This is a genomic window from Candidatus Rhodobacter oscarellae (assembly GCF_001078595.1).
GTDB lineage: Bacteria > Pseudomonadota > Alphaproteobacteria > Rhodobacterales > Rhodobacteraceae > Rhodobacter_B > Rhodobacter_B oscarellae.
The window spans coordinates 2,334,356-2,358,932 of record NZ_LFTY01000002.1 but is presented as its reverse complement, the minus strand read 5'-3'; the positions used below and the strand labels follow the sequence as shown (position 1 = coordinate 2,358,932).

Annotated in this window: 23 protein-coding genes and 1 tRNA gene; 10 read left to right on the top strand and 14 right to left on the bottom strand. The window is 65.1% G+C overall.

Annotated features, from left to right (window positions below):
• Positions 1-352: 352 nt before the first annotated feature.
• The 4 genes from argF to AIOL_RS16065 form a co-directional block, all read right to left on the bottom strand.
• Positions 353-1,258 carry an ornithine carbamoyltransferase gene (gene argF / locus AIOL_RS16080; protein WP_049643918.1) on the bottom strand — a complete coding sequence of 302 codons (906 nt, stop codon included), beginning with the start codon at positions 1,256-1,258 and terminating at the stop codon, positions 353-355.
• A gap of 80 nt (positions 1,259-1,338) precedes the next feature.
• Positions 1,339-2,517, bottom strand: a complete 1,179-nt coding sequence (locus AIOL_RS16075; protein ID WP_049643917.1) for an aspartate aminotransferase family protein — start codon at positions 2,515-2,517, stop codon at positions 1,339-1,341.
• A gap of 846 nt (positions 2,518-3,363) precedes the next feature.
• The gene (locus AIOL_RS16070) at positions 3,364-6,153 is read right to left on the bottom strand and encodes a [protein-PII] uridylyltransferase (RefSeq protein ID WP_049643916.1); all 2,790 of its coding nucleotides are present in this window, start codon (positions 6,151-6,153) and stop codon (positions 3,364-3,366) included.
• On the bottom strand, positions 6,134-7,315 hold the full coding sequence (locus AIOL_RS16065; RefSeq protein ID WP_049643915.1) for a penicillin-binding protein activator: 1,182 nt from the start codon (positions 7,313-7,315) through the stop codon (positions 6,134-6,136). Before AIOL_RS16065 ends, AIOL_RS16070 begins: the two co-directional genes overlap by 20 nt.
• A gap of 99 nt (positions 7,316-7,414) precedes the next feature.
• Between AIOL_RS16065 and rsmI the strand changes: the two genes are divergently transcribed.
• The 3 genes from rsmI to gshB are packed head-to-tail and all read left to right on the top strand — an operon-like array spanning position 7,415 to position 9,599.
• Positions 7,415-8,254, top strand: coding sequence for a 16S rRNA (cytidine(1402)-2'-O)-methyltransferase (gene rsmI, locus AIOL_RS16060; RefSeq protein ID WP_049643914.1), 840 nt, complete (start codon positions 7,415-7,417; stop codon positions 8,252-8,254).
• The gene (locus AIOL_RS16055; RefSeq protein WP_049643913.1) at positions 8,251-8,604 is read left to right on the top strand and encodes a YraN family protein; all 354 of its coding nucleotides are present in this window, start codon (positions 8,251-8,253) and stop codon (positions 8,602-8,604) included. Before rsmI ends, AIOL_RS16055 begins: the two co-directional genes overlap by 4 nt.
• A gap of 53 nt (positions 8,605-8,657) precedes the next feature.
• Positions 8,658-9,599 carry a glutathione synthase gene (gene gshB / locus AIOL_RS16050; RefSeq protein WP_049643912.1) on the top strand — a complete coding sequence of 314 codons (942 nt, stop codon included), beginning with the start codon at positions 8,658-8,660 and terminating at the stop codon, positions 9,597-9,599.
• Between the two features lie 148 nt (positions 9,600-9,747).
• On the opposite strand, the gene AIOL_RS16045 is transcribed toward gshB, so the two are convergent.
• A complete protein-coding gene (locus AIOL_RS16045) occupies positions 9,748-10,230 on the bottom strand; it encodes a PaaI family thioesterase (protein WP_049643911.1) in 483 nt (160 codons plus the stop codon).
• Positions 10,231-10,279: 49 nt separating this feature from the next.
• Positions 10,280-11,140, bottom strand: a complete 861-nt coding sequence (gene metF / locus AIOL_RS16040) for a methylenetetrahydrofolate reductase [NAD(P)H] (RefSeq protein ID WP_235439052.1) — start codon at positions 11,138-11,140, stop codon at positions 10,280-10,282.
• A gap of 92 nt (positions 11,141-11,232) precedes the next feature.
• Here metF and AIOL_RS16035 point away from each other — a divergent pair, with 92 nt between their 5' ends.
• The 4 genes from AIOL_RS16035 to AIOL_RS16020 all read left to right on the top strand — a co-directional run bounded on the left by AIOL_RS16035 (position 11,233) and on the right by AIOL_RS16020 (position 15,154).
• Positions 11,233-12,156, top strand: a complete 924-nt coding sequence (locus AIOL_RS16035) for a LysR family transcriptional regulator (protein WP_049643909.1) — start codon at positions 11,233-11,235, stop codon at positions 12,154-12,156.
• Between the two features lie 25 nt (positions 12,157-12,181).
• Positions 12,182-13,957, top strand: a complete 1,776-nt coding sequence (gene nhaA, locus AIOL_RS16030) for a Na+/H+ antiporter NhaA (RefSeq protein WP_049643908.1) — start codon at positions 12,182-12,184, stop codon at positions 13,955-13,957.
• Positions 13,958-14,099: 142 nt separating this feature from the next.
• Positions 14,100-14,888 (top strand): inositol monophosphatase family protein, encoded by a 789-nt coding sequence (locus AIOL_RS16025; RefSeq protein WP_049643907.1) that lies wholly within the window; start codon positions 14,100-14,102, stop codon positions 14,886-14,888.
• A gap of 77 nt (positions 14,889-14,965) precedes the next feature.
• Positions 14,966-15,154: a hypothetical protein gene (locus AIOL_RS16020; protein WP_049643906.1), complete on the top strand. Its 189-nt coding sequence runs from the start codon at positions 14,966-14,968 to the stop codon at positions 15,152-15,154.
• On the opposite strand, the gene cas8a1 is transcribed toward AIOL_RS16020, so the two are convergent.
• Positions 15,148-15,516, bottom strand: a complete 369-nt coding sequence (gene cas8a1 / locus AIOL_RS16015) for a type I-B CRISPR-associated protein Cas8b1/Cst1 (protein ID WP_049643905.1) — start codon at positions 15,514-15,516, stop codon at positions 15,148-15,150. The two genes, AIOL_RS16020 and cas8a1, sit on opposite strands and share 7 nt — an antisense overlap.
• On the bottom strand, positions 15,513-16,259 hold the full coding sequence (locus tag AIOL_RS16010; RefSeq protein ID WP_049643904.1) for a rhomboid family intramembrane serine protease: 747 nt from the start codon (positions 16,257-16,259) through the stop codon (positions 15,513-15,515). Before AIOL_RS16010 ends, cas8a1 begins: the two co-directional genes overlap by 4 nt.
• 113 nt (positions 16,260-16,372) lie before the next feature.
• On the opposite strand from AIOL_RS16010, the gene AIOL_RS16005 reads away from it, so the two are divergent.
• Positions 16,373-16,458: transfer RNA gene (locus AIOL_RS16005), tRNA-Leu, on the top strand.
• Between the two features lie 1,028 nt (positions 16,459-17,486).
• On the opposite strand, the gene AIOL_RS15995 is transcribed toward AIOL_RS16005, so the two are convergent.
• From AIOL_RS15995 to AIOL_RS15970, 6 genes are all read right to left on the bottom strand, one after another.
• Positions 17,487-17,963 carry a GAF domain-containing protein gene (locus tag AIOL_RS15995; protein WP_049643903.1) on the bottom strand — a complete coding sequence of 159 codons (477 nt, stop codon included), beginning with the start codon at positions 17,961-17,963 and terminating at the stop codon, positions 17,487-17,489.
• Complete coding sequence (locus tag AIOL_RS15990) at positions 17,963-18,868, bottom strand: branched-chain amino acid ABC transporter permease (RefSeq protein WP_049643902.1); 906 nt, start codon at positions 18,866-18,868, stop codon at positions 17,963-17,965. Before AIOL_RS15990 ends, AIOL_RS15995 begins: the two co-directional genes overlap by 1 nt.
• Complete coding sequence (locus tag AIOL_RS15985) at positions 18,868-19,731, bottom strand: branched-chain amino acid ABC transporter permease (RefSeq protein WP_049643901.1); 864 nt, start codon at positions 19,729-19,731, stop codon at positions 18,868-18,870. The genes AIOL_RS15990 and AIOL_RS15985 overlap by 1 nt, the downstream gene beginning before the upstream one ends.
• A 62-nt stretch (positions 19,732-19,793) precedes the next feature.
• On the bottom strand, positions 19,794-20,975 hold the full coding sequence (locus tag AIOL_RS15980; RefSeq protein ID WP_049643900.1) for an ABC transporter substrate-binding protein: 1,182 nt from the start codon (positions 20,973-20,975) through the stop codon (positions 19,794-19,796).
• A gap of 42 nt (positions 20,976-21,017) precedes the next feature.
• The gene (locus tag AIOL_RS15975) at positions 21,018-21,719 is read right to left on the bottom strand and encodes an ABC transporter ATP-binding protein (RefSeq protein WP_049643899.1); all 702 of its coding nucleotides are present in this window, start codon (positions 21,717-21,719) and stop codon (positions 21,018-21,020) included.
• Positions 21,716-22,483 (bottom strand): ABC transporter ATP-binding protein, encoded by a 768-nt coding sequence (locus tag AIOL_RS15970; protein ID WP_053101293.1) that lies wholly within the window; start codon positions 22,481-22,483, stop codon positions 21,716-21,718. Before AIOL_RS15970 ends, AIOL_RS15975 begins: the two co-directional genes overlap by 4 nt.
• A gap of 83 nt (positions 22,484-22,566) precedes the next feature.
• Here AIOL_RS15970 and AIOL_RS15965 point away from each other — a divergent pair, with 83 nt between their 5' ends.
• Both AIOL_RS15965 and AIOL_RS15960 read left to right on the top strand, forming a co-directional pair.
• Positions 22,567-23,217, top strand: coding sequence for a TetR/AcrR family transcriptional regulator (locus tag AIOL_RS15965; RefSeq protein ID WP_049643898.1), 651 nt, complete (start codon positions 22,567-22,569; stop codon positions 23,215-23,217).
• A 5-nt stretch (positions 23,218-23,222) separates the two neighbouring features.
• Positions 23,223-24,464, top strand: coding sequence for a metal-dependent hydrolase family protein (locus tag AIOL_RS15960; protein WP_049643897.1), 1,242 nt, complete (start codon positions 23,223-23,225; stop codon positions 24,462-24,464).
• Positions 24,465-24,577: the final 113 nt, after the last annotated feature.

Genomic DNA, 24,577 nt, shown 5'->3' with positions numbered 1-24,577 from the left:
CTAGAGTTTCGCAATTTTCTTGCAAGAAAATTGTGTCGCGCCAAGGTCTGGTGGAGCCCATAAGCTACCAACCGTGCGCAGGGTTATCAAAATCCTAACTGCCGCGGGGTAGAACTCCGCCTGCTTGGCCAAGCACTCGCGAAGTCCGACCGGGAGCGGTGACCCCGCCCCATCCGACCCTTCCGCGGATCACATTCGGATCACGGACGCCCTTTGCAGCGGCGCCGTTGCTTTTCCTATCCAGGCTGGGCCCTTCCGGCCCTGATCCCAAGACCATCACCGAGAGACTTCCCATACGAGGGGGACGGCGACGTCTCGCCCCCCCTTTGGCGTGGCTTGCCTCCGCGTGGCCTTAGACCCCAAGGCACCAGCGCATAATGGCCTTTTGAGCGTGCAGGCGGTTCTCGGCCTCGTCAAAGATCACCGAATGCGGGCCGTCCATGATCTCTGAGGTCGCCTCTTCCTCGCGATGCGCGGGCAGGCAGTGCATGAACAGGCTGTCGGGCTTGGCATGGCTCATCAATTCGGTGTTCACCTGGTAGGGGCGCAGCAGGTTGTGGCGCCGCTCGCGCGTGGTCTGCGCGTCATGCATCGACACCCAGGTATCGGCGACCACTAGGTCGGCCCCCGCCACCGCCTCCTCGGGGTTGCGGATGGTGGTGTAGAGCCCCTCCAGCGCGGGGTCCGGGTCCAGCGTGTCCGGGCCGGTGAACACGAGGTCGAACTCGAATTGCTTGGCCGCATGGGCGAAGCTGGCGAAGACGTTGTTGCCGTCGCCGGTCCAGACGATCTTCTTGCCTTTGATGGGGCCGCTATGCTCCTCAAACGTCATCACATCCGCCATGATCTGGCAGGGGTGGCTGTCATTGGTCAGCCCGTTGATCACCGGCACGCTGGCGTGCTCGGCCATCTCCATCAGCGTCTCCTGCTCGAAGGTGCGGATCATGATCAGGTCCACATAGCGGCTGAGCACGCGGGCGGTGTCGGCGATGGTCTCGCCATGGCCGAGCTGCATCTCGGAGCCCGACAGCACCATGGACTGCCCGCCCATCTGGCGCACGCCCACGTCGAAGGACACGCGGGTCCGGGTCGAGGGCTTCTCGAAGATCAGCGCCACCATGTGCCCCGCCAGGGGCTGCGCGTCATCCGGTGCGCCCTTGGGGCGCCCGGCGCGGGCGTCCTTCATGCCGCGCGCGTGGTCGATCATGTGCCGCAGGTCGGCGGGGGTGGTGGTGTGGATGTCTAGGAAATGGGTCATCGAGGGCTCGTTTGCTTGGAAAGGCTGGGGGGACCAGTCCCCCCAGACCCCCCTGGGATATTTTCAAACCGAAGAAGGGGCTATGCGTTCGCGCCTAGGGACGCGGCGGCGCGGTCGAGGCGCTCCACCGCCTCGGCGATTTCCGCGTCGCTGATCGTCAGCGGCGGCAGCAGGCGCACGGTGTTCTCGGCGGCGGGCACGGTGAGGATCTCGGCCTCATAGCCCGCCTTCACCACCTCCAGATTGGTCGCCTTGCAGACCAGGCCCAGCATCAGGCCCGAGCCGCGCACGGACGCGAAGACCTCCGGGTGCGACGCCACCAGCCCCTCCAGGCGCTGCCGCATGAGCCCCGCCTTGCGGTTCACCTCGGCCAGAAAGCCCGGGTCGGAGACGATGTTCAGCACGGCCAGCCCGACCGCGCAGGCCAAGGGGTTGCCGCCATAGGTCGAGCCATGGGTGCCGCCGGTCATGCCACTGGCGGCCTCCTCGGTGGCCAGCACGCAGCCCAGCGGGAAGCCGCCGCCGATGCCCTTGGCCACCATCATGATATCCGGGGTCACGCCCGCCCATTCATGGGCAAAGAGCCTGCCCGTCCGGCCCACGCCGCATTGCACCTCGTCCAGGATCAGCAGGATCCCCTGCGCGTCGCACAGCTCGCGCAGCGCGCGGATGTGGATCTCTGGCAGCGGGATGATCCCGCCCTCGCCGATCACCGGCTCGATGATGATCGCGGCGGTGTTCTCGGTGACCGCCGCCGCCATCGCGTCCAGATCACCCAGCGGCACCTGGGTGAAGCCCGGCAGCAGAGGCCCGAACCCGCCGGTGAGCTTCTCGGATCCCGCCGCGGCGATGCCCGCCGAGGAGCGCCCGTGGAACGAGCCCTCAACGGCGATGATCTCGACCTTCTCGGGGTGCCCCCTGTCGTGGAAATACTTGCGCGCCATCTTCACGGCCAGCTCGCAGCACTCGGTGCCCGAGTTGGTGAAGAACGCCGTGTCCGCGAAGGTTAGGTCCACCAGCTTGTCGGCCAGGGCCTGCTGATTGGGCACCTCGTAGAGGTTGGAGGTGTGCCAGAGCTTGCCCGCCTGCGCGGTCAGCGCCTCGACCAGCGCCGGGTGCGCATGCCCCAGCGCGTTCACCGCGATCCCCGCCCCGACATCCAGGTATCGGCGCCCGTCGACCGTGGTCAGCCAGGAGCCCTCGCCGCTCTCAAAGGCGAGCGGCGCGCGTGCATAGGTTGGCAGAAGGGACGGGATCATCGGATAAGTCCTTAGGGATGTAAGAAGCCTGTTGGTGCCCCATCGGGGCGGCGGCTGTCAATGTTTTGGAAGGGGCGCGCGGGCAGGCCGCGCTGGGTCACAGCGGTTGGGACGGCTTAGCGTCGGCGTCGGAGATGCGTCGCGGTGATCATGCGGCATGGCTAACGGTTCCCGCGCCGGATGTGAAGCGATTTCTCGGGGCGCCAATACCCGCCGCGCCCAACGCATAGGCGGCCGTGACCAGCCCCATGGCATACCCCTCGCGCCCCAAAGACCACGCTGTAACCCACCGCGCAGCCCCACGAGCCCCTCACGCGGCCACGCCAGCGCGACCCCGGTGGGGCCGATAAGTGCCGCCGCGGTAAAAAATCAGGGCGAAGGAATAAAGCGTTCTGCTTTTAATTTGAGACGTCAGGTTGAGAGCAAACGCCCACAACATCGGTAGGTGAGGCCGATCGCGGCGCGCCCGTGGTCCAGCTGTGCCAGAAACACCGAGACCCCGTGCACCGTGCCGAACCGGGCACAGATCAGGGCCGACACCGCCACAGCGGAGCCTTTGCCGGGGGCGAAGGCCTAGATGGGTTGGCTCCACATGGGGTCCCGTTGCCGAATGCGAAACAGAGGCTCGTGCCGCGCGGCAGGGCAGGCCGCAGCGGTTTGTTGGATTTTTTCACCTTATCTAAACCCGAATCGGAACACCCTCAGCGGGTGGTGGTCGGGGAACTGTCTCAAGGAATTCCCCAACCACCACCCGCAGATTCTGCGCGCGCTGGGGTTGAGATTTCGTGAAGATTCGCGCCCCTTTGCCGCGGCGCGCCGTCGCGCCACGGCCGTTACAGCCCGCGATTACCCCGAATGCGCCCGCTCCGCGCCGCGGGTGATCGCCTCGCGCAGGCGCTTCTCTAGCGCTTTCTGCTTGGACTCAGAGTAGAATTTCAGCCCGAACATGTCCTTGACGTAAAAGCTGTCCACGACCTGCTCGCCATAGGTGGCGATCACCGCGCTGGAGATCTGGATGTTTGCGTTGGCCAGGGTGCGCGCGAGGTCAAAGAGCAGGCCGGGGCGGTCGCGGGTGTCCACCTCGATGATCGTGTAGATCTCCGAGCCGTCATTGTCGAAGGTGATCGAGGTCGGCACCTGGAAGGCGCGCTCGCGTTTCTTGATCTTGTCGCGGGATTTAAAGGCCTCGGCGGCCACGACCTCGCCCCGCATGGTCTTCTCTAGGGTGGCGCGCAGGCGGTGCAGCTTGGAGGCCTCGAAGGGCGCGCCATCGGCGTCCTGCACCCAGAAGGCGGCGGTGGCCCAGCCGTCCTTGGAGGTGAATGTGCGCGCGTCTTTGATGTTGGCGCCGACCAGGGCCAGCGCGCCGCACATGCGCCCGAACGCGCCGGGATGGTCCTGCATCGCAAAGCAGACGCGCGTGGCGTCGCGATCGGGGTCCGGGGTCAGCTTGGCGCGGATGCCGACCTCGGTGATGCCCTTGAGCAGCTCGGCGAAATCCGCGTGGGCGGTGACATGCAGCCCCTGCCAATAGGGGTCATAATGGCGCGCCAGCTCGGTCTTGATCTCGCCCGGGGCCCATCCGGTCAGCCGCGCGCGCAGGTTCTTCTTGGCCTCGGTGCCGCGGGTGCCGCGGTTGAGCGCCTCCAGCCCGTCCTCCATCGCGCGGCGGGTCTGGCGGTAGAGCGCGCGGATCAGCACGGCCTTCCAGTTGTTCCAGGTGTTGGGCCCCACGCCGCGGATGTCGCAGACGGTCAGCACGGTCAGCAGGTCCAGCCGCTCGCGGGTCTGCACCGCCTTGGCGAAGTCGCGCACGGTGCGCGGGTCGGCGATGTCGCGTTTTTGCGCCATGTCGGACATCAGCAGGTGATAGCGCACCAGCCATTCCACGGTCTCGCATTCGGCGGGTTTCAGCCCCAGGCGCGGCGCGATCTTGCGGGCGATCCTGGCGCCCAGCACCGAGTGGTCCTCGTCCCGGCCCTTGCCCAGGTCGTGGCAGAGCAGCGCGACATAGAGCACCTTGCGGTTCACGCCCTCCTCCAGGATGGCGCTGGCCACGGGCAGCTCCTCGACCAGCTCCTCGCGCTCGATCTCGGCCAGCACGCGGATCGTCTGGATCGTGTGCTCGTCCACCGTGAAGGAGTGGTACATGTTGAACTGCATCATCGCCACGATGGGCGCGAATTCCGGCAGGAAGACCGCCAGCACGCCAAGCTCGTTCATGCGCCGCAGCGCGCGCTCGGGGTTGCCGTGCTTCAAGAGCAGATCCAGGAAGATGCGGGTGGCCACCGGGTCGGCGCGCATCTCGTCATCAATCAGGTCGAGATTGGCCGAGATCAGGCGCATCGCATCGGGGTGGATCAAGAGCCCCGTGCGCAGCGCCTCCTCAAAGATCCGCAGGATGTTCAGCTTGTCGGCGAAGAACGGCTTTTCATCGGCGATGTTCAGGCGGTTCAGCTCGACCTTATAGTCGGGCTTCACCCGCGGCTTGCGCTGGAAGAAGCGCAGCAGCGCGGGCTCGCGCTTGACGTGGCGCTCCTCCAAGGCGGTCAGGAAGATGCGCGTCAGCTCGCCCACGGCGGTGGCGTGGCGGAAGTAGTCCTGCATGAAATGCTCGACCGCGCGACGCCCGGCGGTGTCGGCGTAGCCCATGCGCTCGGCGACCTCGACCTGGCGGTCAAAGGTCAGCTGATCGGCGGCCCGGTCGGCGATCAGATGCAGGTGGCAGCGCACCGCCCAAAGGAACTCCTCGGCCTCGACAAAGGCGTCGTATTCCTCCTGCCGGAACACGCCATTCGAGACCAGATCGGCGCGATCGTCCACGCCAAAGACATATTTGTCGATCCAAAACAGCGATTGCAGGTCGCGCAGGCCGCCCTTGCCCTCTTTCACATTGGGCTCGACCATATAGCGCTGCCCGCCCTGCTTTTGGTGGCGCGCGGTGCGCTCGGCCAGCTTGGCCTCGACGAACTCGGTGGCGGTGTTGCGGAACAGATCGGACCAAAGCTTGTGGCGCAATTCCGCGGCGGGCTCGGCGTCGCCGCACAGAAAGCGATGCTCCAGCAGGGAGGTGCGGATGGTGTAATCCTCGCGCCCCAGGCGGAGGCAATCGCGCACCGAGCGGCTGGCCTGCCCGACCTTCAGATGCAGGTCCCAAAGGATGTAGAGCATGCTCTCGACCACGCTCTCGGCCCAAGGGGTCATCTTGTAGGGCACCAGAAACAGCAGGTCGACATCGGAATGCGGCGCCATCTCGGCCCGGCCATAGCCGCCCACGGCGATCACAGAGAACCGCTCGCCCTCCGTCGCGTTTGGGCGCGGGTGCAGGTGGCTGGAGGCGACCTCATAGATCGCGCCCACGATGCAGTCGGTCAGATGCGCATAGGCGCGCGTGGTGGGACCGGCGGCCTTGGGATGCGCCGCGAAAGCCGCGGCGATGGCCGCGCGCCCCTCGAGCATTGCCGCGCGCAGAACCTGCACCGCGGCGGCGCGGATCTCCTTGGCGCCCTTGGCCGCGCCGCAGGCCTCTTGCAAGGCCGCGCCCACGGCCGCCCCATCGAACACCGCATCGGGCGCGCAGATCAGCGCGCCGATGGGCGAGGCATGGGCGCCGGGCCTAGAGGCCGGCGCCGCCAAAGCTTCTTGGGGCGGGGTCAATGACGACGACTTTATTCTCTCGGATTGTGGCAACGGCCAGCCCACGTTCGTTTGTACCATCCGCCCGTAACCTGAAGACGCCGTTAACGCCAGAGAATCCGGTGGGCTGGGTCAGCGCGGCCCCCGTTAGGGCGTCCGCCTTGCCCGCCTGCACCAAGGCGCCGATGGCGGCGATGCCGTCATAGGCCAGCCCGGCGATCGGGTGCGGCGGCTCGCCATGCACGGCCTGGTAGCGGCTGCGGAACTGGTCGGTGAGCGCCGGGTCCGGCACCGCGAACCAGCCGCCCTGCAACGGCCCCAGCTCCAGCGCGCCGACCGGGATGTCCCAGCGCTGCAGGCCTATGAACTGGGTGGTGGTCTTGTCGATGCCATTCTCGGTCACCAGCTGGCTGAGGATCGGCAGCGCCCCGGCCGTGCCCGAGGTGTAGAAGATCGCGTTCGCGCCGCTCGATTGCGCCGCGCTGGTGATCAGGGGGACGGCCTGCACGACGCCGTTCTGCGACAGCTCAAAGGACGTCGTCCCGGCCTGGGTGGCGCCGCTGCGCGCGATGGCCGAGGCGATGGCCGCGCGGCCCTTCTCTTCGGCGGCGTCCTGACCGTTCACGATCAGGATGTTGCCCTTGCCGTTCGCCGCGGCGAAATTCACCAGCCTGTTGGCGGTGTTCTCGAACGTGTTGCCCAGCACGTAGACGTTGCCGCCCGCGATATCGGTGTTGTTGGAGAAGGCCAGCACGTTGACGTTGCGCGCGGCCACGGCGGTGCCCGCGGCGTTGGCCGCGGCGCCGTAGACCGGCCCGAGAATGATCTTGGCGCCCTCGGAGACCGCCTGGTCCGCGACGCTCGCGGCCTGCGCGGGGCTGCCGGCGGTGGCGTAGACGCGCAGGTCGATCTCGACCCCGGAGAGGTCGGTCATGGCCAGCCGCGCGGCGCTCTCAAGCGAGGCGGCGAGGATCTCGTCCCCCGACTGGCCGGAGCCGCGCGGGATCAACAGCGCAACGGGCACCGGCTTGCTGGTGTTGATGCGTGGCCCGCCGGTGCCGACCGCGGGCAGGGTGACGTCGCAGGCGGCCAAGGCCAGGGCCCCGAGCAACAGACCGGCGCCCACCAAGCGCCGCCGCGTCTTCATTATCAACCCGGTCATCCCAACGCTCCCCTTGGCTTGCCGACCGGTGCAGATTATGCCGAAGATTGGGTGGAGTAAACGCAATCATAGCGGGGGCGTCTTGTGAGGCCGGAAAAGATGAAACTGGATGCCGGGCTTTACTTTGTGGCCACGCCGATTGGGACGGCGCGCGACATCACCTTGCGCGGGCTGGATATATTGGCCTCAGCGGATGTGCTGGCGGCGGAGGATACGCGCACGTTGCGGCGCCTGATGCAGATCCATGGCGTCGCACTGGAGGGTCGGCAGATCGTTGCCTATCACGACCATAATGGCGCGAAGGCGCGTCCGCAGATACTCCGGGCGCTGCGCGAGGGGCGCTCTGTTGCCTATGCGTCCGAGGCGGGGACGCCGCTGGTGGCGGATCCGGGGTTTCAGTTGGCGCGCGAGGCGATGGCGGAGGGCTTGCCGGTCACCAGCGCGCCGGGGCCGTCGGCGGTGATGGCCGCGCTGACGCTGTCGGGCCTGCCGACGGATCGCTTCCTGTTTGCCGGCTTCCCTCCGGCCAGCAAGGGCGCGCGGCAGAGCTGGCTGGCCGAGGTGTTGGCGGTGCCGGCAACGGTTGTGATCTTTGAAAGTGCGAAGCGAATTAACCGAATCTTAGGTGAGATGTCCGATAAGGCGGGGGAAAGAGAGGCGGCGGTGTGTCGCGAATTGACCAAGCGCTTCGAAGAGGCGCGCCGCGGCACTGTTGCGGAACTGGCCAAGTCGCTGGAGGGCGAAAGCCTTAAGGGCGAAATCGTCTTGGTGATTGATCGCGACCGCCGAGAGGCCGCGGCGGATGATATGGATGACGCATTGGACAAAGCCCTTCTGGAGATGAGCGTGAAAGACGCCGCGGGTTTCGTCGCCGAACAATTGGGCCTGCCTAAACGCCAGGTTTACCAAGCTGCCTTACAACGGGAGAAGCCAGAATGAGCGGACAGATATCGCATTACGCCGGCGAGGCCGCCGAGGATATCGTTTCGCGCTTCTATTCCGGGCAGGGCTATGCCGAGCAAGAGCGCCGCTGGCGTGGGCCTGTCGGTGAGATCGACCTCATCCTATCGCAAGACGGCATGACCGTTTTCGTCGAGGTCAAGAAAAGCAAGGACTTCGCCACCGCCGCGTCCCGCGTATCTGCGCGTCAGATCGGGCGCATCGAGGCTTCGGCGGCCGGATACATGGCGCGGTTGGCGCTTGGCCAAAGCAGCGAGGCGCGCATCGACGTCGCCCTGGTCGATGCGGCAGGCGCTGTGGAAGTGCTTGAAAACGTCACCCTTCATTGACGCCGCGGCGCGGCGGGGCCATGTAGTCGGGGTAAGTCACCGGAGCCCCGCAGATGTCCCTAAAAGTCGCCTTCCAAATGGACCCAATCGATGCCGTCGACATTGATGCCGACAGCACGTTCCGCATCGCCGAAGAGGCGCAGGCGCGCGGCCATGAGCTTTTCTTCTACACCCCCGACAAGCTGGCCTTTCAAAGCGGCCGCGTGACGGCGCGCGGGCAGCGCATGGTTCTGCGCCGCGAGGTCGGCAACCATGTGGATCTCGCCCCCGAGGAGGAGGTCGACCTTGCCGATTGGGACGTGGTCTGGCTGCGCCAGGACCCGCCCTTTGACATGGGCTACATCACCACCACGCATCTTTTGGACCTGATCCATCCCGGCACGCTGGTGGTGAACGACCCGTTCTGGGTGCGCAACTACCCCGAGAAGCTCTTGGTGCTGCAATTCCCCGAGCTGACGCCGCCCACCACCATCGCCCGCGACCTGGACACGCTGAAGGCGTTCAAGGAGGCCCATGGCGACATCATCCTCAAGCCGCTCTACGGCAATGGCGGCGCGGGCGTGTTCCGCCTGGGCCCCGACGACAAGAACCTGACCTCGCTGCACGAGCTTTTCACCGGCATCAACCGCGAGCCCCTGATCGCGCAGAAGTTCCTGCCGGACGTCTCCAATGGCGACAAGCGGGTGATCCTGGTGGACGGCCAGCCTGTGGGCGCGATCAACCGCGTGCCGCAGAAGGGCGAGACCCGCTCGAACATGCATGTGGGCGGGCGGCCCGAGAAGGTGGGGCTCACCGCGCGCGACCGCGAGATCTGCGCCGCCATCGGGGCTACCTTGCGCGAAAAGGGCCAGATCTTTGTCGGCATCGACGTGATCGGCGACTACCTGACCGAGATCAACGTGACCTCGCCCACGGGCATCCAGGAGCTGGAGCGGTTCGACGGCACCAACACCGCGGCGCTGATCTGGGAGGCGATAGAGGCCAAGCGCGGCTGAGCGACGCGGCCTGCGCGCGCGCGTCAAATCGGGAAACCTCGTTGTGGGTCTGTTTTCTTAAGGAAATCTTGGTGATTCGTCCCGGATCATAGATCCGGGAGGGTGCCGCGGCACACCCATCCAGATTGCCGCCTAAAGCAGAGCGCCTCTAGGGCCGCATGATCATACAGGTCGTGGAGCCTGTCGCATAAAGCTTGCCATCCTCGGCGCCGCGGATCTCGCCATTGGCCACGCCGGTGGAGCGCCCCGCGTGCTGCACCAGCCCCTCGGCCACGATCTCCATCCCCAGCGGGATGCCGCGGGTGATGTTAATCTTGTATTCCAGCGTGGTGTAGAAGGCGCCCTTGGGCACCACGGTCATGATCGCGCAGGCCATGCAGCTGTCCAGCAAGGTGCCGTACCAGCCGCCATGCACCGTGCCCATCGGGTTCATCGTCTCGAAGGTCGGCGCGCCGCGGAACACCACGCGGCCCTCCTCGACCACATCCAGCCAGTAGTTCAGCGTCGGCCCGATGGGCGGGCCCGAGACGGTGCCGTCCAGAACGCCCTGCATGAATTCCAGCCCCGACATCGCGAGCATCTGCTCCCGCGTCGGCAGGTCGTCCATGGATTGCGCGATGAAATTGCCCATGGGCGCAGTTTGCACCGCCTTCAGCGGGCCGCAAGCCCCGTTGCGGAATTTACGCTACGTCGCGCAGCGCCAGTTTCGGCGTCACGCCAAGGGCATGGGCGACCTCGCGGGTCAGCGAGGGTTTGTTCAACGTGTAGAAATGTAGATCCTCGACCCCGCCCTCAATCAGGTCAGAGCAGAGCTCGGTGCAGGTCGCAATCGCCAGCAGATCATGGCGGTCGTCGCGGATCGCCGTCTCAAACGCGTCCGCCAGCCAGCCCGGCACATGCGCGCCGCAGCGCTGGGCAAAGCGCTGCATCCGCGTCCAGTTCTCTATCGGCAGGATGCCGGGGATGATCGGCGCGTCGATCCCCGCCGCCGCGCAGGCGTCGCGGAACCGAAAGAAGGTCTCGGCCTCAAAGAAGAACTGCGTGATCGCCGAGCCCGCGCCCGCGTCGATCTTGCGCTTCAACCAATCCACATCCGCACCGGGGAGTTGCGCCTCGGGGTGCGGATCGGGATAGGCGCCGACACGGATGTGGAACTTGTTCATATCGGCCAGGGCGGCGACCAGCTCGGCGCTGTCGGCGAAGCCATCGGGGTGGGGCTCAAAATGGCTGACGCCCTTGGGCGGGTCGCCCCGCAGCGCCACGATCTCGGTCACGCCCGCCTCGGCATAGCCTTGCGCGATCTCAAGCGTCTCGGCCCGCGTGGCATCCACGCAGGTCAGATGCGCGGCCACATTCAGCCCGTAATGGCTGTTGATCGTGCCCACGGCCTCGTGAGTCAAATCCCGCGTGGTCCCGCCAGCGCCATAGGTGACCGAGACGAAATGCGGCTCCAAAGGGGCCAGCTCGTTCACCGCGTCCCAGAGGCGGAAAGAGGCGTCTAGACCGTTGGGCGGGAAGAATTCAAAGGAGAGGCGGGGCATACTATTATCCTGCTTGAGTTGTCCTCTTGTCTCATGGCCCACGACGTGAGACAAATTCATAAAACTCACTAACGTTATGAGCCCTATTTGAAATGCACCTGGAATTCCGCCACCTGCGCACCATCAAAGCCATCCACGAGGCGGGCGGGCTGGCCCGTGCCGCCGACCTGCTCAACATCACCCAATCGGCGCTCAGCCATCAGGTGAAGGGGCTAGAGGACCAAGCGGGCGTGGAGCTTTTTGTGCGCCGCACCAAGCCCTTAAAGCTCTCCTCCGCCGGGCTGCGCCTGTTGAAGCTGGCCGAGAAGGTCCTGCCCGAGGTCGAGGCGCTAGAGGAGGATTTTCGCGGGCTGCGAACCGGCAAGACCGGGCGGCTGCATATCGCCATCGAATGCCATGCCTGTTTTGAATGGCTCTTTCCCGTCCTGGAACTTTTCCGCAAGGCCTGGCCGGATGTCGATGTGGACATCCGCCCCGGCCTGGCCTTTGACGCGCTACCCGCCCTGCAGCGCGAGGAGGTCGATCTGGTGGTCTCCTCGGATCCCGAGGATCTGGACGACGTTGATTTCACCGCGCTTTTCGACTACGAGCCGGTCTTTGTGGCCTCTGCCCAGCACCCGCTGGCGCAGAAGGAGTTTGTCGTGGCCGAGGATTTCCGCGACGAGCTTTTGATCACCTACCCGGTGGAGCGGTCCCGGCTGGATGTGTACAGCCAGCTTCTGCTGCCCGCCAAGGTCGAGCCGCGCGGGATCCGGCAGGTCGAGCTGACGGCGGTGATCCTGCTGCTGGTGGCCTCGAACCGCGGCGTGGCGGTGCTGCCCGACTGGGTGGTGCGCGAGGTGCGCTATCATTCCGACTATGTCACCCGCCCGCTGACGGCGCAGGGCGTGACGCGCCGGCTCTACGCGGCCACCCGGGACGTTGAGACAACCAAGCCCTATATGGCGCATCTTCTGCGCCTGGCGCGGACGGAGCCCTTGAAGCTTCAGCGCGAGGGGCAGACAATACCGGCGTAACCGGGCAGCCTGGTGGGGGGCACGCATGGCGCAAGACATCACTCTAGGAACCGCCGACGCGAAGGTCTCTTTGCATTGGTTTGTCGACTACACCAGCAAGCCGGCGCGGCGCATCCGCGACGTGATGATGCGCACGGCAGAGCGGTTCCCGACAGAGGACGTGTGCCTGACTTTGCGCTTCTTGCCCGGCAGCGCGCCGGGGGCGCAGGAGGCCGCCCGCGCGGTAATCGCCGCGCAGGGGCAGGGCAAGGCGTTCGATCTGCATCGCGCCTTGTTCGAGCGGGGCAGGGCTCTGGACATGCACGCGATAGAGGCCGCCGCCGCAGAGCTGGGCCTGGATGTGGCGCAGCTGCGCGCCGATATGGCGTCCGAGGCCACCGACGCGGTGCTCGCGGACCATCGCGCCGAGGCCACGGCGGGGCATATCAACGCCGCGCCCGCGCTATTCGTTGACGGGCGGCATTACGAGGGCGCCTGGGACGAGGATTCGCTGATCGAGGCCGCGACCAAGCCCCTGGGCTACCGCTGGCGCCTGGCCAGCAGCGATTTCTTCGAATGGGCCGCCTCGGCGGGCATGGTGCTGATCCTGGCCACACTGGCCGCCTTGGTCGCGGTGAATATCGGGCTGCATCACTGGTACGAGGAGCTCAAGCACCTCAAGATCGGCATCTCCATTGGCGAGGGCGGTCTGAACCTGCCCTTCGAGGCCTGGGTGAATGACGGCTTGATGGCGCTGTTCTTCCTGGTGGTGGGCATCGAGATCAAGCGCGAGATCGTGGATGGAGAGCTGTCGGATATGTCCCGCGCGGCGCTGCCGATCATCGGCGCGATTGGCGGGATGCTGGTGCCGGCGCTGATCTATGTGGCGGTGAACTGGGGCGGGCCCGGAGCGGGGGGCTGGGGCGTGCCCATGGCCACCGATATCGCCTTTACGCTGGGTATTATGGCGCTGCTGGGCTCGCGGGTGCCGACCTCTTTGAAGGTCTTCGTCTCGGCCCTGGCCATCGCCGATGACCTGGGCGCGATCGTGGTGATCGCGCTGTTCTACGGGCATGGGTTCGACGGGCACGCGCTGCTCTTGGCGGGGGTCGTGCTGGTGGTGATGGCGGGGCTGAACCTGGCGCGGGTTTATTCGCGGCTGCCCTACCTGCTGCTGGGCGTGGTGCTGTGGTACTACGTGCATGAAAGCGGCTTGCATGCCACCGTGGCCGGGGTGCTGACCGCGGCGGCGATCCCGTCGCGCCGGGGGGCGAACCTGGCGGGCGTGGCGGCGCAGACCGCCGCGGTATTCCAGGCCGAGCTTGAGGCGGCCAGCGGCAGCTCGCGGGGCATTGGCAACCGCGCCTTTGAGGTGCTGGAGGGCGCCATGGACCGCCTGCGCGAGCCGGGCCTGCACCTGCAGCACGCGCTGGAGCGCTGGTCGAACTTCCTCATCCTGCCGCTCTTTGCCTTCCTCAATACCGGGATCGTACTGGTGGGGATGTCGTTTGATCTCTTCGCGCCCGAGGCGCTGGGCGTGATCCTTGGCCTGCTGGTGGGCAAGCCGCTGGGCATCGCCCTGGCGGTCTGGATCGCGGTGCGGCTGGGGCTGGCGCGGCTCTCGGCCGAGATCTCCTGGATGCAGATCATCGGCGCCGGGGCGCTTTGCGGCGTTGGCTTTACCATGTCGATCTTCATCGGCTCGGCGGCCTTCGACGGCAGCACGCTGGACACGGTGAAGCTGGCGATCCTGATCGCCTCTGCCCTGTCGGGCGTGCTGGGCGCGGCACTGCTTTGGGTGGCGGGGCGCCCGGCGCGCTAAGCGCGGCCCCCCGCGCGCCGATGGCGCGGGATCTGTCGCGGGTTCCGGCGGACCGGGCCCTGCGGCAATGAGGCGGGCCTAAGCGGCTTGGCTTCCGCGCGCGGCTCGCCTATATCGCGCCGGTCCCATCGGAGAGCCAGACATGCAAGGCAGCGCCAACCTCAACCTGATGATTAAGGCCGCGCGCATCGCGGGGCGTTCGCTTGTGAAGGACTTCCGCGAGGTCGAGAACCTGCAGGTCTCGATGAAGGGCGCGGGCGACTTCGTCAGCCGCGCCGATCTGGCCAGCGAGGCGATCATCCGCGAAGAGCTGATGAACGGGCGGCCAAATTACGGCTGGCTGGCCGAGGAGAGCGACGAGGTGGAGGGCAAGGACCCCACAAGGCGCTGGATCGTGGACCCGCTGGACGGGACCACCAACTTTCTGCACGGGCTGGCGCATTGGTCGGTCTCTATCGCCCTGGAGCACAAGGGCGAGATCGTCTCGGCCGTGGTGTTTGACCCCGCCAAGGACGAGATGTTCTTTGCCGAGAAGGGGCAGGGCGCCTGGATGAACGAAAGCCGCCTGCGCGTGTCTGGGCGCAGCCGCATGATCGAGGCCATGTTCGGCACCGGCCTGCCGTTTGGCACCCGCCCCGACCTGCCGCACGCGCTGCAGGATCTGGCGCGCATTTCGCCGGTCTGCTCTGGTGTGCGGCGGCTTGGCTCGGCGGCGCTGGACCTGGCCTATGTCGCCGCCGGGCGCATGGATGGGTTCTGGGAACGCCACCTGCACCCCTGGGACATCGCGGCGGGCGTTTTGATCGTGCGAGAGGCCGGCGGAATGGTCGAGGGCATCAAGGACGTCGACAATCCGGTCATGGACAAAGGATTGATCGCCGCAAATGCCGAAATTCATGAGAAATTTGCCAGGGTTATCCGAAACTCCTAGGTTCTTACTCGGAGCCCCGTTAACCGACTCATTGTAGGGTAGCGCTAGGGGACAGTTGTGAACTTAGGATTGGTTAGATGACTCGTAAGCGATTGGCAGAACTACTCGAGGACGAGACCGGTGCCATCACCGTCGACTGGGTGGTGCTGACCGCCGCGGTCGTTGGTCTGGTCACCGCGATCTTCATAACGCTGGGCAACGACACCGCCGATTACAGCGAACAGATCGGCGAAGTGATGTCCAGCCAGAACATCCCGACCTACTGATCGTCGCCCGCGTCTGAGGGGTGGTTCGCCCCGTCATTCCATCCCAGCGGCTCCAGCTCTTTGGGGTTCACGCCCTCAAGGCAGCCGATATTCACGCCAAACTCAGAGCTGTCGGACCTGCGCCGGTGGTGGGTATAGATCCCGCAGACCGAGCAAAAGTAATGCTCTGCGGTGCCGGTGTTCCACTGGTAGAGGCTCAGCTTGTCCGCGCCCCGCAGCACCGTCAGCTCGGTCTCTTGCACTGATACGTTTGCGGCCTGCCGCCGGCGGCAAAAACTGCAGTCGCAGCGGCGCGCCTCTGCGATGTCCTCCGCCAAGGTGACCTCGAGTTCGACCGCCCCGCAATGGCATGATGCTTTCATCGGCGCCTCCCGGCGATAGGTATGCGTGACTGGCTCAGCCGGTACTTGGTCTCGGGGTGGTCCGGATGGCCGCCGGTGCGGGCCCAAAAGGACTGCCCGCCGCGCCGCGCCCAGAGCGGCAGCACGCAGAGCACCCCAAGAACGAAGCCGCCGATATGCGCCCAATAGGCCACCCCGCCGCCCTCCATGCTGGACCCCAGCCCGCCCAGCACCTGCAGCACGAACCAGACCCCAAGCACGATCCAGGCCCGGATCGGCCAGATCTTGAAGAACACCAGGAAGAAAAAGAACACGTCCACCCGGGCGCGCGGGTAGAGCAACAGATACCCGCCCATCACGCCCGCGATCGCCCCCGAGGTGCCCACCGTGGGCACCGTGGACCAGGGCGCGGCCAGCACATGCACCAGCCCCGCGCCGACCCCGCAGACCAGGTAGAACAGCAGGAAGCCTGCGTGCCCCATATCCTCTTCCAGGTTGTCGCCATAGATCCACAGGAACAGCATATTGCCCCCTAGATGCATCAGCCCGCCATGCAGGAACATCGAGGTGACCAGCCCGCTTAGGTTCCGGCCATCCGCCACGTTCTCGGGGATCAGCGCCCAGTCGAAATAGAACCGAAAGAGCGCGCGCTCGTCCGCGAAGAGGTGCCAATAGCTGATGAAGATCAGGATATTGGCCGCGATCAGCGCGTAGGTCACATAGGGCGTCTTCTCGGACGGGTTATGATCGCGAAAGGGGAACATCCCGGCAGCATCTTGGCCCGCCCGGGAAAGGTCAAGATCAATCGCCCGATCTGCACATCTGCCTCTTTCCGCCCGCCGCGGGCGCCGCTATGGTCGCCGCGCTACGGTCACGGGCCCGCGTGATGGAATGGTAGACATAGGGGACTTAAAATCCCTAGGCCGGAAGGCCGTGCCGGTTCGAGTCCGGCCGCGGGTACCAATAGAGACAATAGCTTACCAGATTTCTTGGTTGCGATAGCTAATCCGAAATACCCTTGCACAGAGCTTACACATTGCGTCATACGGAGCGTCGGCTGCGAGTGGCAGAACACAACACTCGATTTTGGGCGGAAAGGTGCACGTCAATAAGCGGTCTGATGGCCCGATTTGGCAGTGTTCGACCTACCTCCAGGGGAAAACCGCCGGGTTTTCAATAAAGAGGTGAGCCTTTCAGCGGCCAAGGACTTTGCTGAGGAATGGTATCTCAACCTCATGAGGACAAAGCGGGACGGCACGCTTGTCTCGGGGACGTTGTTTAAAACGGCGTCAAAGCAGTTCCTAAGAGAATTCGATGTTCTGACTGTCGGAACTAGAAATCGTCAATACGTGGATGGTCACGAGCGCCGAGTTCGGCTCTATTTGGATCCCTTTTTTTGGGAACACACCACTTCCAGAGATCAATGCCGGGGCAATTCAGGACTACCGCGTGCATCGTTTAATCGATTTTGCGAAGAAGCCGGCAAACAGCACGCTGCACCAAGAGATTGTCGTACTCCGACAGATTCTGGAGGTGGCTATTCGTCGAGGATAGATTGAAGCTTTGCTTGACATGTCGATGCCTTATCGAGGTTCCTCGAAGATCAGTCACCGAGCATGGGTTTTGCCGGAGGAGTATAGGAGGCTGTATACCTCGACCCGGGCGCGTATTCGCAAGGCCCGCAATGGCAAAGACCTTGCTGCAGCCCAGCGAGTGCATGAAAAGTTCTGTTTATGGCCAACACCGGTTTGAGGCCGGATGGGCTAAAAAGATTGGAGTATCGTGATGTGGCCGTTGTCCACGACGAGGCCACAGACGACACGCTTCTTGAAATCAGCGTGCGCGGCAAGCGCGGGGCTATTCTAATAACGTTGAAGGTTCACTTCGAGTCCACATGGACCCATGCTGGGCGCACCAGAATCGACGTCTTCGCAACGAACGCAGCCCATTCCGCAGTAGCGGCAGGACGCTGCGCAATTCAGCGCCGCGGGTTAGCCATGGCTCTGCGCAGACCAAGCCGCGAAGCGGGGGGCCAGAGAGGCCGCGAAGGGCGCGCACCGCGCAATGTGGGCAAGGCAGTACCAGTGCGCCTCGTGCAGCAGGTTCATGGTTCCAATGACCGTATCCTGATCATAGACGGGCACATTTAGAACGGACTCACAGCCCAACCCGCGAATGGTCTCATGGTCTGGAAAGACAGATCGAAGGTCGTCGGCATCCTCGCCGATATAGGCCATTCCTTTGTCCAAGACCTGCGCGCCCCAAACCCCCATACCGCCCAAGGGTTTGCGCCCCTTGACGGGATAGGCCTCGGGGTTGGAGGAGTACACGCGCGCGGCCTCGCGGGTGGCGTGATCAATCACCATCAACGTGAAGAGTTTATGGCCGACGATCTCAGCCATAAGCTGGTCGAGTGCCGCATAGAGGTCTGGCGCGGTCTCCAGGGTTTGCAATCGCAGACAGTCCATTATTGGGTCCTTAGGGATTTGGGCGGACGCTCGGCCAGCAGCCCTTGCGGCCGGATGCGCATTATCAGGATGAGGCTGCTGCCGATGATGATCTCGCGCAGAGCGGCGCCTTGCGCCCCGGACAGGCCATGAAAGAGCGGCTCGATGAAGCGGCTGCCCTCAAGGATCAGGATCACGAAGAACGCGCCGATGACAGCCCCGCTGGTGTTGCCGGTGCCGCCCGCCGTGAGGGCCAAGAAGATGTAGATCGTCAGAAGCGGGCGAAAGATATCAGGGGCCACATAGCTGGTGAAATGCGCGTAGGCCGCACCGGCAAGCCCCAGAAGCCCCGCGCCGATGGCAAAGGCCTGCACCTTGTAGCGCCTGACGGGCTTGCCCGCGACGGCGGCGGCGGTTTCGTCATCGCGGATGGCGCGCAACGCGCGCCCAAAGGGGGCTCGGCGCAGGCGCTCCGTCATCCACCAGGCAAGGCCCACGGCGGCAAACAGCAAGGCGCAGGACAGCGCGTTGAACTCAAGAGGCGTCAGCGTCCCGCGCAACGGGCCCGGGATACCGGGGATGCCGTCCGAGCCATTGGTCAGCCAGATCTCGTTCGCCGCGATCAGGCGGATGACCTCGCTGAAGCCCAGCGTCACAATCGCCAGATAGTCGCCGCGCAGATTAAGCGTCAGGCGCGACAGCAAGGCCCCGGCGGCGGCGGCGAAGGCAATCGCGATGACAATGCCCACAATGATCGGCAGGCCAAGCGCCACCGTTGCCAGCGCCGAGGCATAGGCGCCAAGGGCGAAGAAACCGGCAAGGCCCAGGTTGATCATGCCCGCCATGCCCCAGATCACGTTGAGACCCAGCGCCAACAGCGCGTAGACCCCGGCGAATGTCAGTGTGGCAAGAAGGTAGCTTAGCATCAGTAGGCCCTCTCGCCCAAAAGGCCGCGGGGACGGAAGGCCAGCACAAGGACGATCGCGATAAAGCCCACGGCGCTCTTATAGGCGGGGGACAGGACAAGCAGCGACAGCTCCTCGCCAATGCCCACAACCATCGCGCCCAGGGCCGCACCGGGTATGCTGCCCAAGCCGCCTACCACGGCGGCGGCAAAGATCGGCAGGATAAAGCGAAAGCCCGTCAGCGGGTCGATGGAGGTCCCAAGCCCCAAAAGCATGCCGCCCGCGCCAACCAGCCCCATGGCCACAAAGACCGTCAAGCGCCCCACGCGCACCGGGTCGATGCCCTTGAGCTCGGCCAGAGTGGGGTTGTCGGCCACGGCCCGCATGGCCTTGCCGATGCGCGAGAACTTCAAGGCCGCAAAGACCCCCGCCATGATCACCAGGGCCAGAGCAAGGTTCTGCACCTGCTGCGGGCCCACGCGCACGCCCATGATCCGCCAGTCCCGCACAAGCGGAAGGTCATAGCCGCGCAGGTCATTGCCAAAGCCAAAGCGCACCATGTTCTCCAGCACGATGGTCAGCGCGATCGAGGCAATCGCCGCCGTCAAAGCCCCATAGGGGCGCAGCGGGCGCAGCGCGATCTCGTCCGAGGCCAGCCCCACCAGACCCGCCACCATAAAGGCCGCCACCAGCGCAGGCACCGCCGGCAGGCCCAGCCCGACATTCGCCGCATATCCCGCAAAGGCCCCGATGGTGGCCAGACTGGCGACCGAGAAGTTCGGAAAGCGCAGAACGGCGAAGATGGCGGTAAAGCCAATGGCCGGGATCGCCAGAAGCGCTCCGCTGATGATGCCATTCACCAGAAGTTGTGGGATGAGGTCCATGGATGCCTGCTCTTGTGATTATTCAGTGGGCCGCCCCCGCCAGGAAGCGGCCCTTGTTTTGATCAGACCCGTTTGTATTCCGACGGCTTGCCGCCCGAGATTGTCTTGAACACGAATTGCGTGCCTGTGATGTCTCCGATCTCGTTGAAATCGCAGGGCCCCGATGCGCCGGAGTAGTTGATGCCGCCCGCAAGCGCTGCCAGGCCGTCGACGGCGCTTTCGACGATCTGGCCATCGCCCTGGCTGATGCTGCGCACGTTCTGGCGCACCGTGTCGCCGCTGCTGTCGCCGCCGGCCGCCATCGCCAGGATGGTCAGGCTTGCGTGGTCATAGGTTTGCGCCGAATAGGGATCGACCTCATCCACGCCCAGGATCGCCTTCACGTTGGCATAGGCCGCGCTGTTCACCGCGGGCGCGCCTTCCCAAGTGTAGATCCCTTCGGTCACCGCACTGGGCAGCGTGTCCAGCAGGCCCGCATTCACCGCATAGGCCGGGCCGATGATCTTGCCCTCATAGCCGGCCTGCCAGATGTCGCGCAGCAGCACGGTGCTGTCCGCCGCGTAGCCGCCCAGCATGATGAAGTCGGGCTTGCCGCGCAGGATCTGGTCGACCTCGGAGCGATAGGTGGACTTGTCCGCCTCGTAGATCAGGCTCTCCATGCCCGCCCCGTTGGCCGCGGCGATCTGTTCCAGGATATCAATGGACGAGGCCGCGAAGGGCGTCTGCGGCCCGATCCAGGCCATCTGCGTCGCGCCTTCGGCCACCATGAAGTCGCCCGCCACCTGGATCTGCAGGATCGAATTCGGCTGCGTCCGGCAGATGAAACCCTGATGCGGCAGCTTGGTGATGCTGTCGGCCCCCGAGACGCACATCAGCATCGTCTTGCTTTCCCAGGCCAATGGCGCGACGGCGGTGGTGATGGACGACGCCCATGTGCCCAGAATGGCAGAGACCCCATCCACATCAATCAGCTTGCGCGCCGCGCGCACGGCGGCCTCGGGCGAGGTCTGCGTGTCTTCGGAGGCAACTTCGATCTGGCGCCCCAGGATCCCGCCCGCCTCGTTGACCTGCGCCACCACTCCAAGGATCGCATCGCGCATCGATGGGCCGTAGGTGCCGCCCACGCCGGTCAGCGGCGTCAGCGTGCCGATCTTGATGGCGCCGGATTGCGCCCGCAAGAGAGCAGGGGTCGCCAAGGTCGCGGCACTGGCGCTTAGGAACGCGCGTCTGTTCAGTTTCAGCATGGTGGATCCTCTCTGTTGTTTTGCTTTCGTCTCTAAATATTCTTACCCGCCCAGGAACGTGCGCCGAATATCCGGATCGGCGGCCAGGTGGGCGCCGGATCCCGTGACGTGATTTTGCCCTGCGGTGAGGATGTAGGCACGGTCGCACATGTTCAGCGCGTCCATGGCATTCTGCTCCACAAGGAGGACGCTGACCTGTTGCGCAGCGATCTCCCTGATCGTTTCAAAAAGCTGGGTGGCGGCGATGGGCGAAAGCCCCGCCGAGGGCTCATCAAGCAGCAAAAGCCGGGGCGAGACCATCATGGCGATCGCCATGGCCAGGATCTGGCGCTGCCCGCCCGACAGGGTGCGCGCGGCATCGCCGCGTTTCTCGGCCAGGATTGGGAAGCGCTCGAACATCTCGGATATGCGCTGCGCCGGGTCCGAGGCGATATAGCCGCCCATCTCAAGGTTCTCGCGCACCGTCATGGTGGCAAAGACGTTGTTTTCCTGAGGCACGTAGGCCACGCCCATCTGGGCGATCTGGCGCGGGCGGCGCCCGTTCAGCTTGGTGCCATACAGCTCGATATGCCCCTTGAGCTCGGGCAAGACACCGGTGACGGCCTTGAGGAAGGTGGACTTGCCCGCGCCGTTCGGGCCAACGATGGCCACGATCTCTCCGGCGTCGGCGGTGATGGTCAGCCCCTTCAGGATCTCGTCCGCAGCGCTGTATCCGCCGACCACGTCTGTTGCTTGAAACATCATGCCCGCTGGCCCAGATATGCGTCCTGCACGCGCGGGTCGCTGACCACCTCTTCAAAGCTGCCTTCGGTCAGCTTCGCGCCCGCGGCCATAACGATCACCGGATCGCACAGGCGCGCGACAATCTCCATGTCATGCTCGACCACCAGAAAGGTCAGCCCGGTCTCGCGCAGCGCCGCGATGCGCTCGGCGATCTCGCCCGAGAGCGTCGGGTTCACCCCCGCAACGGGCTCATCAAGCAGGATCAGCTTGGGCCGCCCCATCAAGGCGCGCCCGATTTCCAGCAGCTTCTTCTGCCCGCCCGACAGGTCAGAGGACATGTTGTCCAGCACATGCGTCAGGTTGAGCTGCGCGGCGACCTCTTCGGCCCGCGTGATCAGCTCGGCCTCGCGCTTGCGCCAGCGCCCGGGCGAGAACAGCGCGGCCACCACATCCTCGCCGGGCTGGGCCTCGCCATGTAGCAACAGGGTTTCCAGAACCGTGAGCCTGGGGAAGCCGCGGGCGATCTGGAAGGTGCGCACAAGGCCGCGCTGGCTGATCTGTTCGGGCCGCCAGGTTGTGATCTGGGTGCCGTCAAAGGTGATCTGCCCGGCCTCGGCAGGGATGACACCGGAAAGGCAGTTGAAGACCGTGGTTTTGCCTGCGCCGTTCGGGCCGATCAGGCCCGTGATTGTGCCCGCCTGCACTGCAAGATCCGCCCCATTCAGCGCGTGAACGCCGTAGAAGCTACGGCGCAGACCTGCAACGCTAAGCAATGATACAGACACATGATCCCCCGGACGCGCAGATTTCAGCCCGCGCGTATCCTTTTTTCCTTTCTTACATACCAACTAGTCGGTATCTTGTAAACATGGCCGCAGACACAAATTCGATCGACAAGCGCACCCCCGTGACGCGTCGCCGCGACAAGGATAAGACAATTGCGGCGTTGAAACGCGCCGCGCGGCAGCAGCTGATCCTGGAAGGTGGTACGGGCCTGTCGATCCAGCCGATCCTCAATATGGCCGGGGTCTCGCGCGGGGCCTTGTTCCATCACTTCCCCACCAAGAACCATCTGATTGCGGCGGCTTTTTTCGATCTGATGGATGACATGGCAGAGCGCCTGGGGGCGCTCGGCGAGGCGCTGCGGGAGGGCAGCATCGGGCGCTCCGACTTTGTCGAGCGCGTGCGCGACGCCTATTGCAGCGACATCTTCGTGGGCTCGATGGATATCGCGGTCAAAACCCGGGCCGAACCGGAGTTGCGCGCGCTGGTCGATGAGGGGGTCGACGATTGGTACGTGGTGCTTGCCGCGTTCTGGCAGGACACGTTTGAGTTGCCGGGGTTCGGCGGCGCGGAGGCCGATCAGCACTGGGTCATGGCCTCGAACCTGTTGCGCGGCCACGCCTTCGCGTCGATCTACCGCTCCACCCCCGAGATCCGCCGCGCGTTTTGCGCATCCTTTGAGGAAATGATTCTGGCGCAAGCCGTCATAAAACCACTATCGCCACAGAATGGATAATCCCAATGACTGATATTCTGATCACCTCTGCCCGCATCGTCGACGGCACCACGGACCAGCCGCAGGACGCCGTGGATATCCGCCTGGCCGATGGGCAGGTGCAGGAGCAGGGCCAGAACCTAAGCCCCGGCGCCGAGACCGTGGTGATCGACGCCAAGGGCCAGTTCGTGATGCCGGGGCTGATCGACGCCCATGTGCATGTCAACGCCGTGGACGCGAACCTCAAGGCCAACGCCGCGCTGCCCGATCCCATCGTCACGATTGGCGCCATGAACCAGATGCGCGCCATGCTGATGCGCGGCTTTACCACCGTTCGGGATCTCGGCGGGGCGACGGGCGCCTTCCGGCAGGCGATGGGCGCGGCACCGCTGGCGCTGCCCAGGCTCAACATCTGCGGCAAGGCGCTCTCGCAGACGGGGGGGCATTCCGACCTGCGCGGCCCCTTCGAGCGCACACCGACCGAGGGCCATCAGGACCGGCTGGGCACCATGGGCGTCATTTGCGACGGCGTGCCCGCCGTCCGTCAGGCGGCCCGGGAACAGTTTCGCTCCGGCGCGGATTTTCTCAAGATAATGGCCAATGGCGGCGTCTCCTCGCCGACCGACCCGATCCACTTCCTGGGCTTCTCGCGCGAGGAGCTGATCGCGATGGTCGAGGAGGTCAACAACGTGGGCTCCTACGCCGCCGCGCATCTCTACACGGACGAGGCCATCCGCCGCGCGGTCGAGTGCGGTATTCACTCGCTGGAGCATTGCAACCTGATCGAGGCCGAGACGGCCCAGCTTGCGGCCAATCTGGGCTGCATCGCCTGCCCGACCCTGATCACCTATGACAAGCTCGCCAGCGAGGGGGCCAGCATGGGGCTGCCCGCCGCATCCGTCGCCAAGGTGGACGACGTGCGCCTGAAGGGGCTGGAGTCCCTGACCATCATGGCCGAGGCAGGCCTGCCCATGGCCTATGGCAGCGACCTTTTGGGCGGCATGCAGCCGCACCAATCCGGCGAGTTCGAACTGCGCGCCAAGGTTCTGCCCACCCAGATGGTGATCGCGGCCGCCACGCAGATTGCCGCCAAGCTGATGCGCATGGAGGGCAAGCTCGGCACCCTGAACCCGGGCGCGTTCGCGGATGTCTTGCTGGTCAAGGCGAACCCGCTCGAGAACATCTCGGTCCTTTCCGGGCAAGGCGAAGGCGTATCGGCCATCATTAAGGGCGGAGATATCGTCAAACATGAGGCGCTGCTGGCTTAAAGAGGCAACCGACACCATGCAGGCGGGCATTATGGATGCCGCGCGCGCGGGGCTCTGGTCTGGTTTTTACGTGCGCCGAAGACCCGCCCCACGGCTCGAAAACGCTCGACAAT

Coding starts and splice junctions, on each gene's coding strand:
- AIOL_RS15980 (WP_049643900.1), bottom strand. CDS start 20,975: ATGCTGAAACTGAACAGACGCGCGTTCCTAAGCGCCAGTGCCGCGACC.
- AIOL_RS16065 (WP_049643915.1), bottom strand. CDS start 7,315: ATGACCGGGTTGATAATGAAGACGCGGCGGCGCTTGGTGGGCGCCGGT.
- AIOL_RS16020 (WP_049643906.1), top strand. CDS start 14,966: ATGACTCGTAAGCGATTGGCAGAACTACTCGAGGACGAGACCGGTGCC.
- argF (WP_049643918.1), bottom strand. CDS start 1,258: ATGACCCATTTCCTAGACATCCACACCACCACCCCCGCCGACCTGCGG.
- AIOL_RS15995 (WP_049643903.1), bottom strand. CDS start 17,963: ATGGACTGTCTGCGATTGCAAACCCTGGAGACCGCGCCAGACCTCTAT.
- cas8a1 (WP_049643905.1), bottom strand. CDS start 15,516: ATGAAAGCATCATGCCATTGCGGGGCGGTCGAACTCGAGGTCACCTTG.
- nhaA (WP_049643908.1), top strand. CDS start 12,182: ATGGCGCAAGACATCACTCTAGGAACCGCCGACGCGAAGGTCTCTTTG.
- AIOL_RS16055 (WP_049643913.1), top strand. CDS start 8,251: ATGAGCGGACAGATATCGCATTACGCCGGCGAGGCCGCCGAGGATATC.
- AIOL_RS16035 (WP_049643909.1), top strand. CDS start 11,233: ATGCACCTGGAATTCCGCCACCTGCGCACCATCAAAGCCATCCACGAG.
- gshB (WP_049643912.1), top strand. CDS start 8,658: ATGTCCCTAAAAGTCGCCTTCCAAATGGACCCAATCGATGCCGTCGAC.
- AIOL_RS16025 (WP_049643907.1), top strand. CDS start 14,100: ATGCAAGGCAGCGCCAACCTCAACCTGATGATTAAGGCCGCGCGCATC.
- AIOL_RS16075 (WP_049643917.1), bottom strand. CDS start 2,517: ATGATCCCGTCCCTTCTGCCAACCTATGCACGCGCGCCGCTCGCCTTT.
- AIOL_RS16010 (WP_049643904.1), bottom strand. CDS start 16,259: ATGTTCCCCTTTCGCGATCATAACCCGTCCGAGAAGACGCCCTATGTG.
- AIOL_RS15960 (WP_049643897.1), top strand. CDS start 23,223: ATGACTGATATTCTGATCACCTCTGCCCGCATCGTCGACGGCACCACG.
- AIOL_RS15985 (WP_049643901.1), bottom strand. CDS start 19,731: ATGGACCTCATCCCACAACTTCTGGTGAATGGCATCATCAGCGGAGCG.
- rsmI (WP_049643914.1), top strand. CDS start 7,415: ATGAAACTGGATGCCGGGCTTTACTTTGTGGCCACGCCGATTGGGACG.
- AIOL_RS15975 (WP_049643899.1), bottom strand. CDS start 21,719: ATGATGTTTCAAGCAACAGACGTGGTCGGCGGATACAGCGCTGCGGAC.
- metF (WP_235439052.1), bottom strand. CDS start 11,140: ATGCCCCGCCTCTCCTTTGAATTCTTCCCGCCCAACGGTCTAGACGCC.
- AIOL_RS16045 (WP_049643911.1), bottom strand. CDS start 10,230: ATGGGCAATTTCATCGCGCAATCCATGGACGACCTGCCGACGCGGGAG.
- AIOL_RS15990 (WP_049643902.1), bottom strand. CDS start 18,868: ATGCTAAGCTACCTTCTTGCCACACTGACATTCGCCGGGGTCTACGCG.
- AIOL_RS15965 (WP_049643898.1), top strand. CDS start 22,567: ATGGCCGCAGACACAAATTCGATCGACAAGCGCACCCCCGTGACGCGT.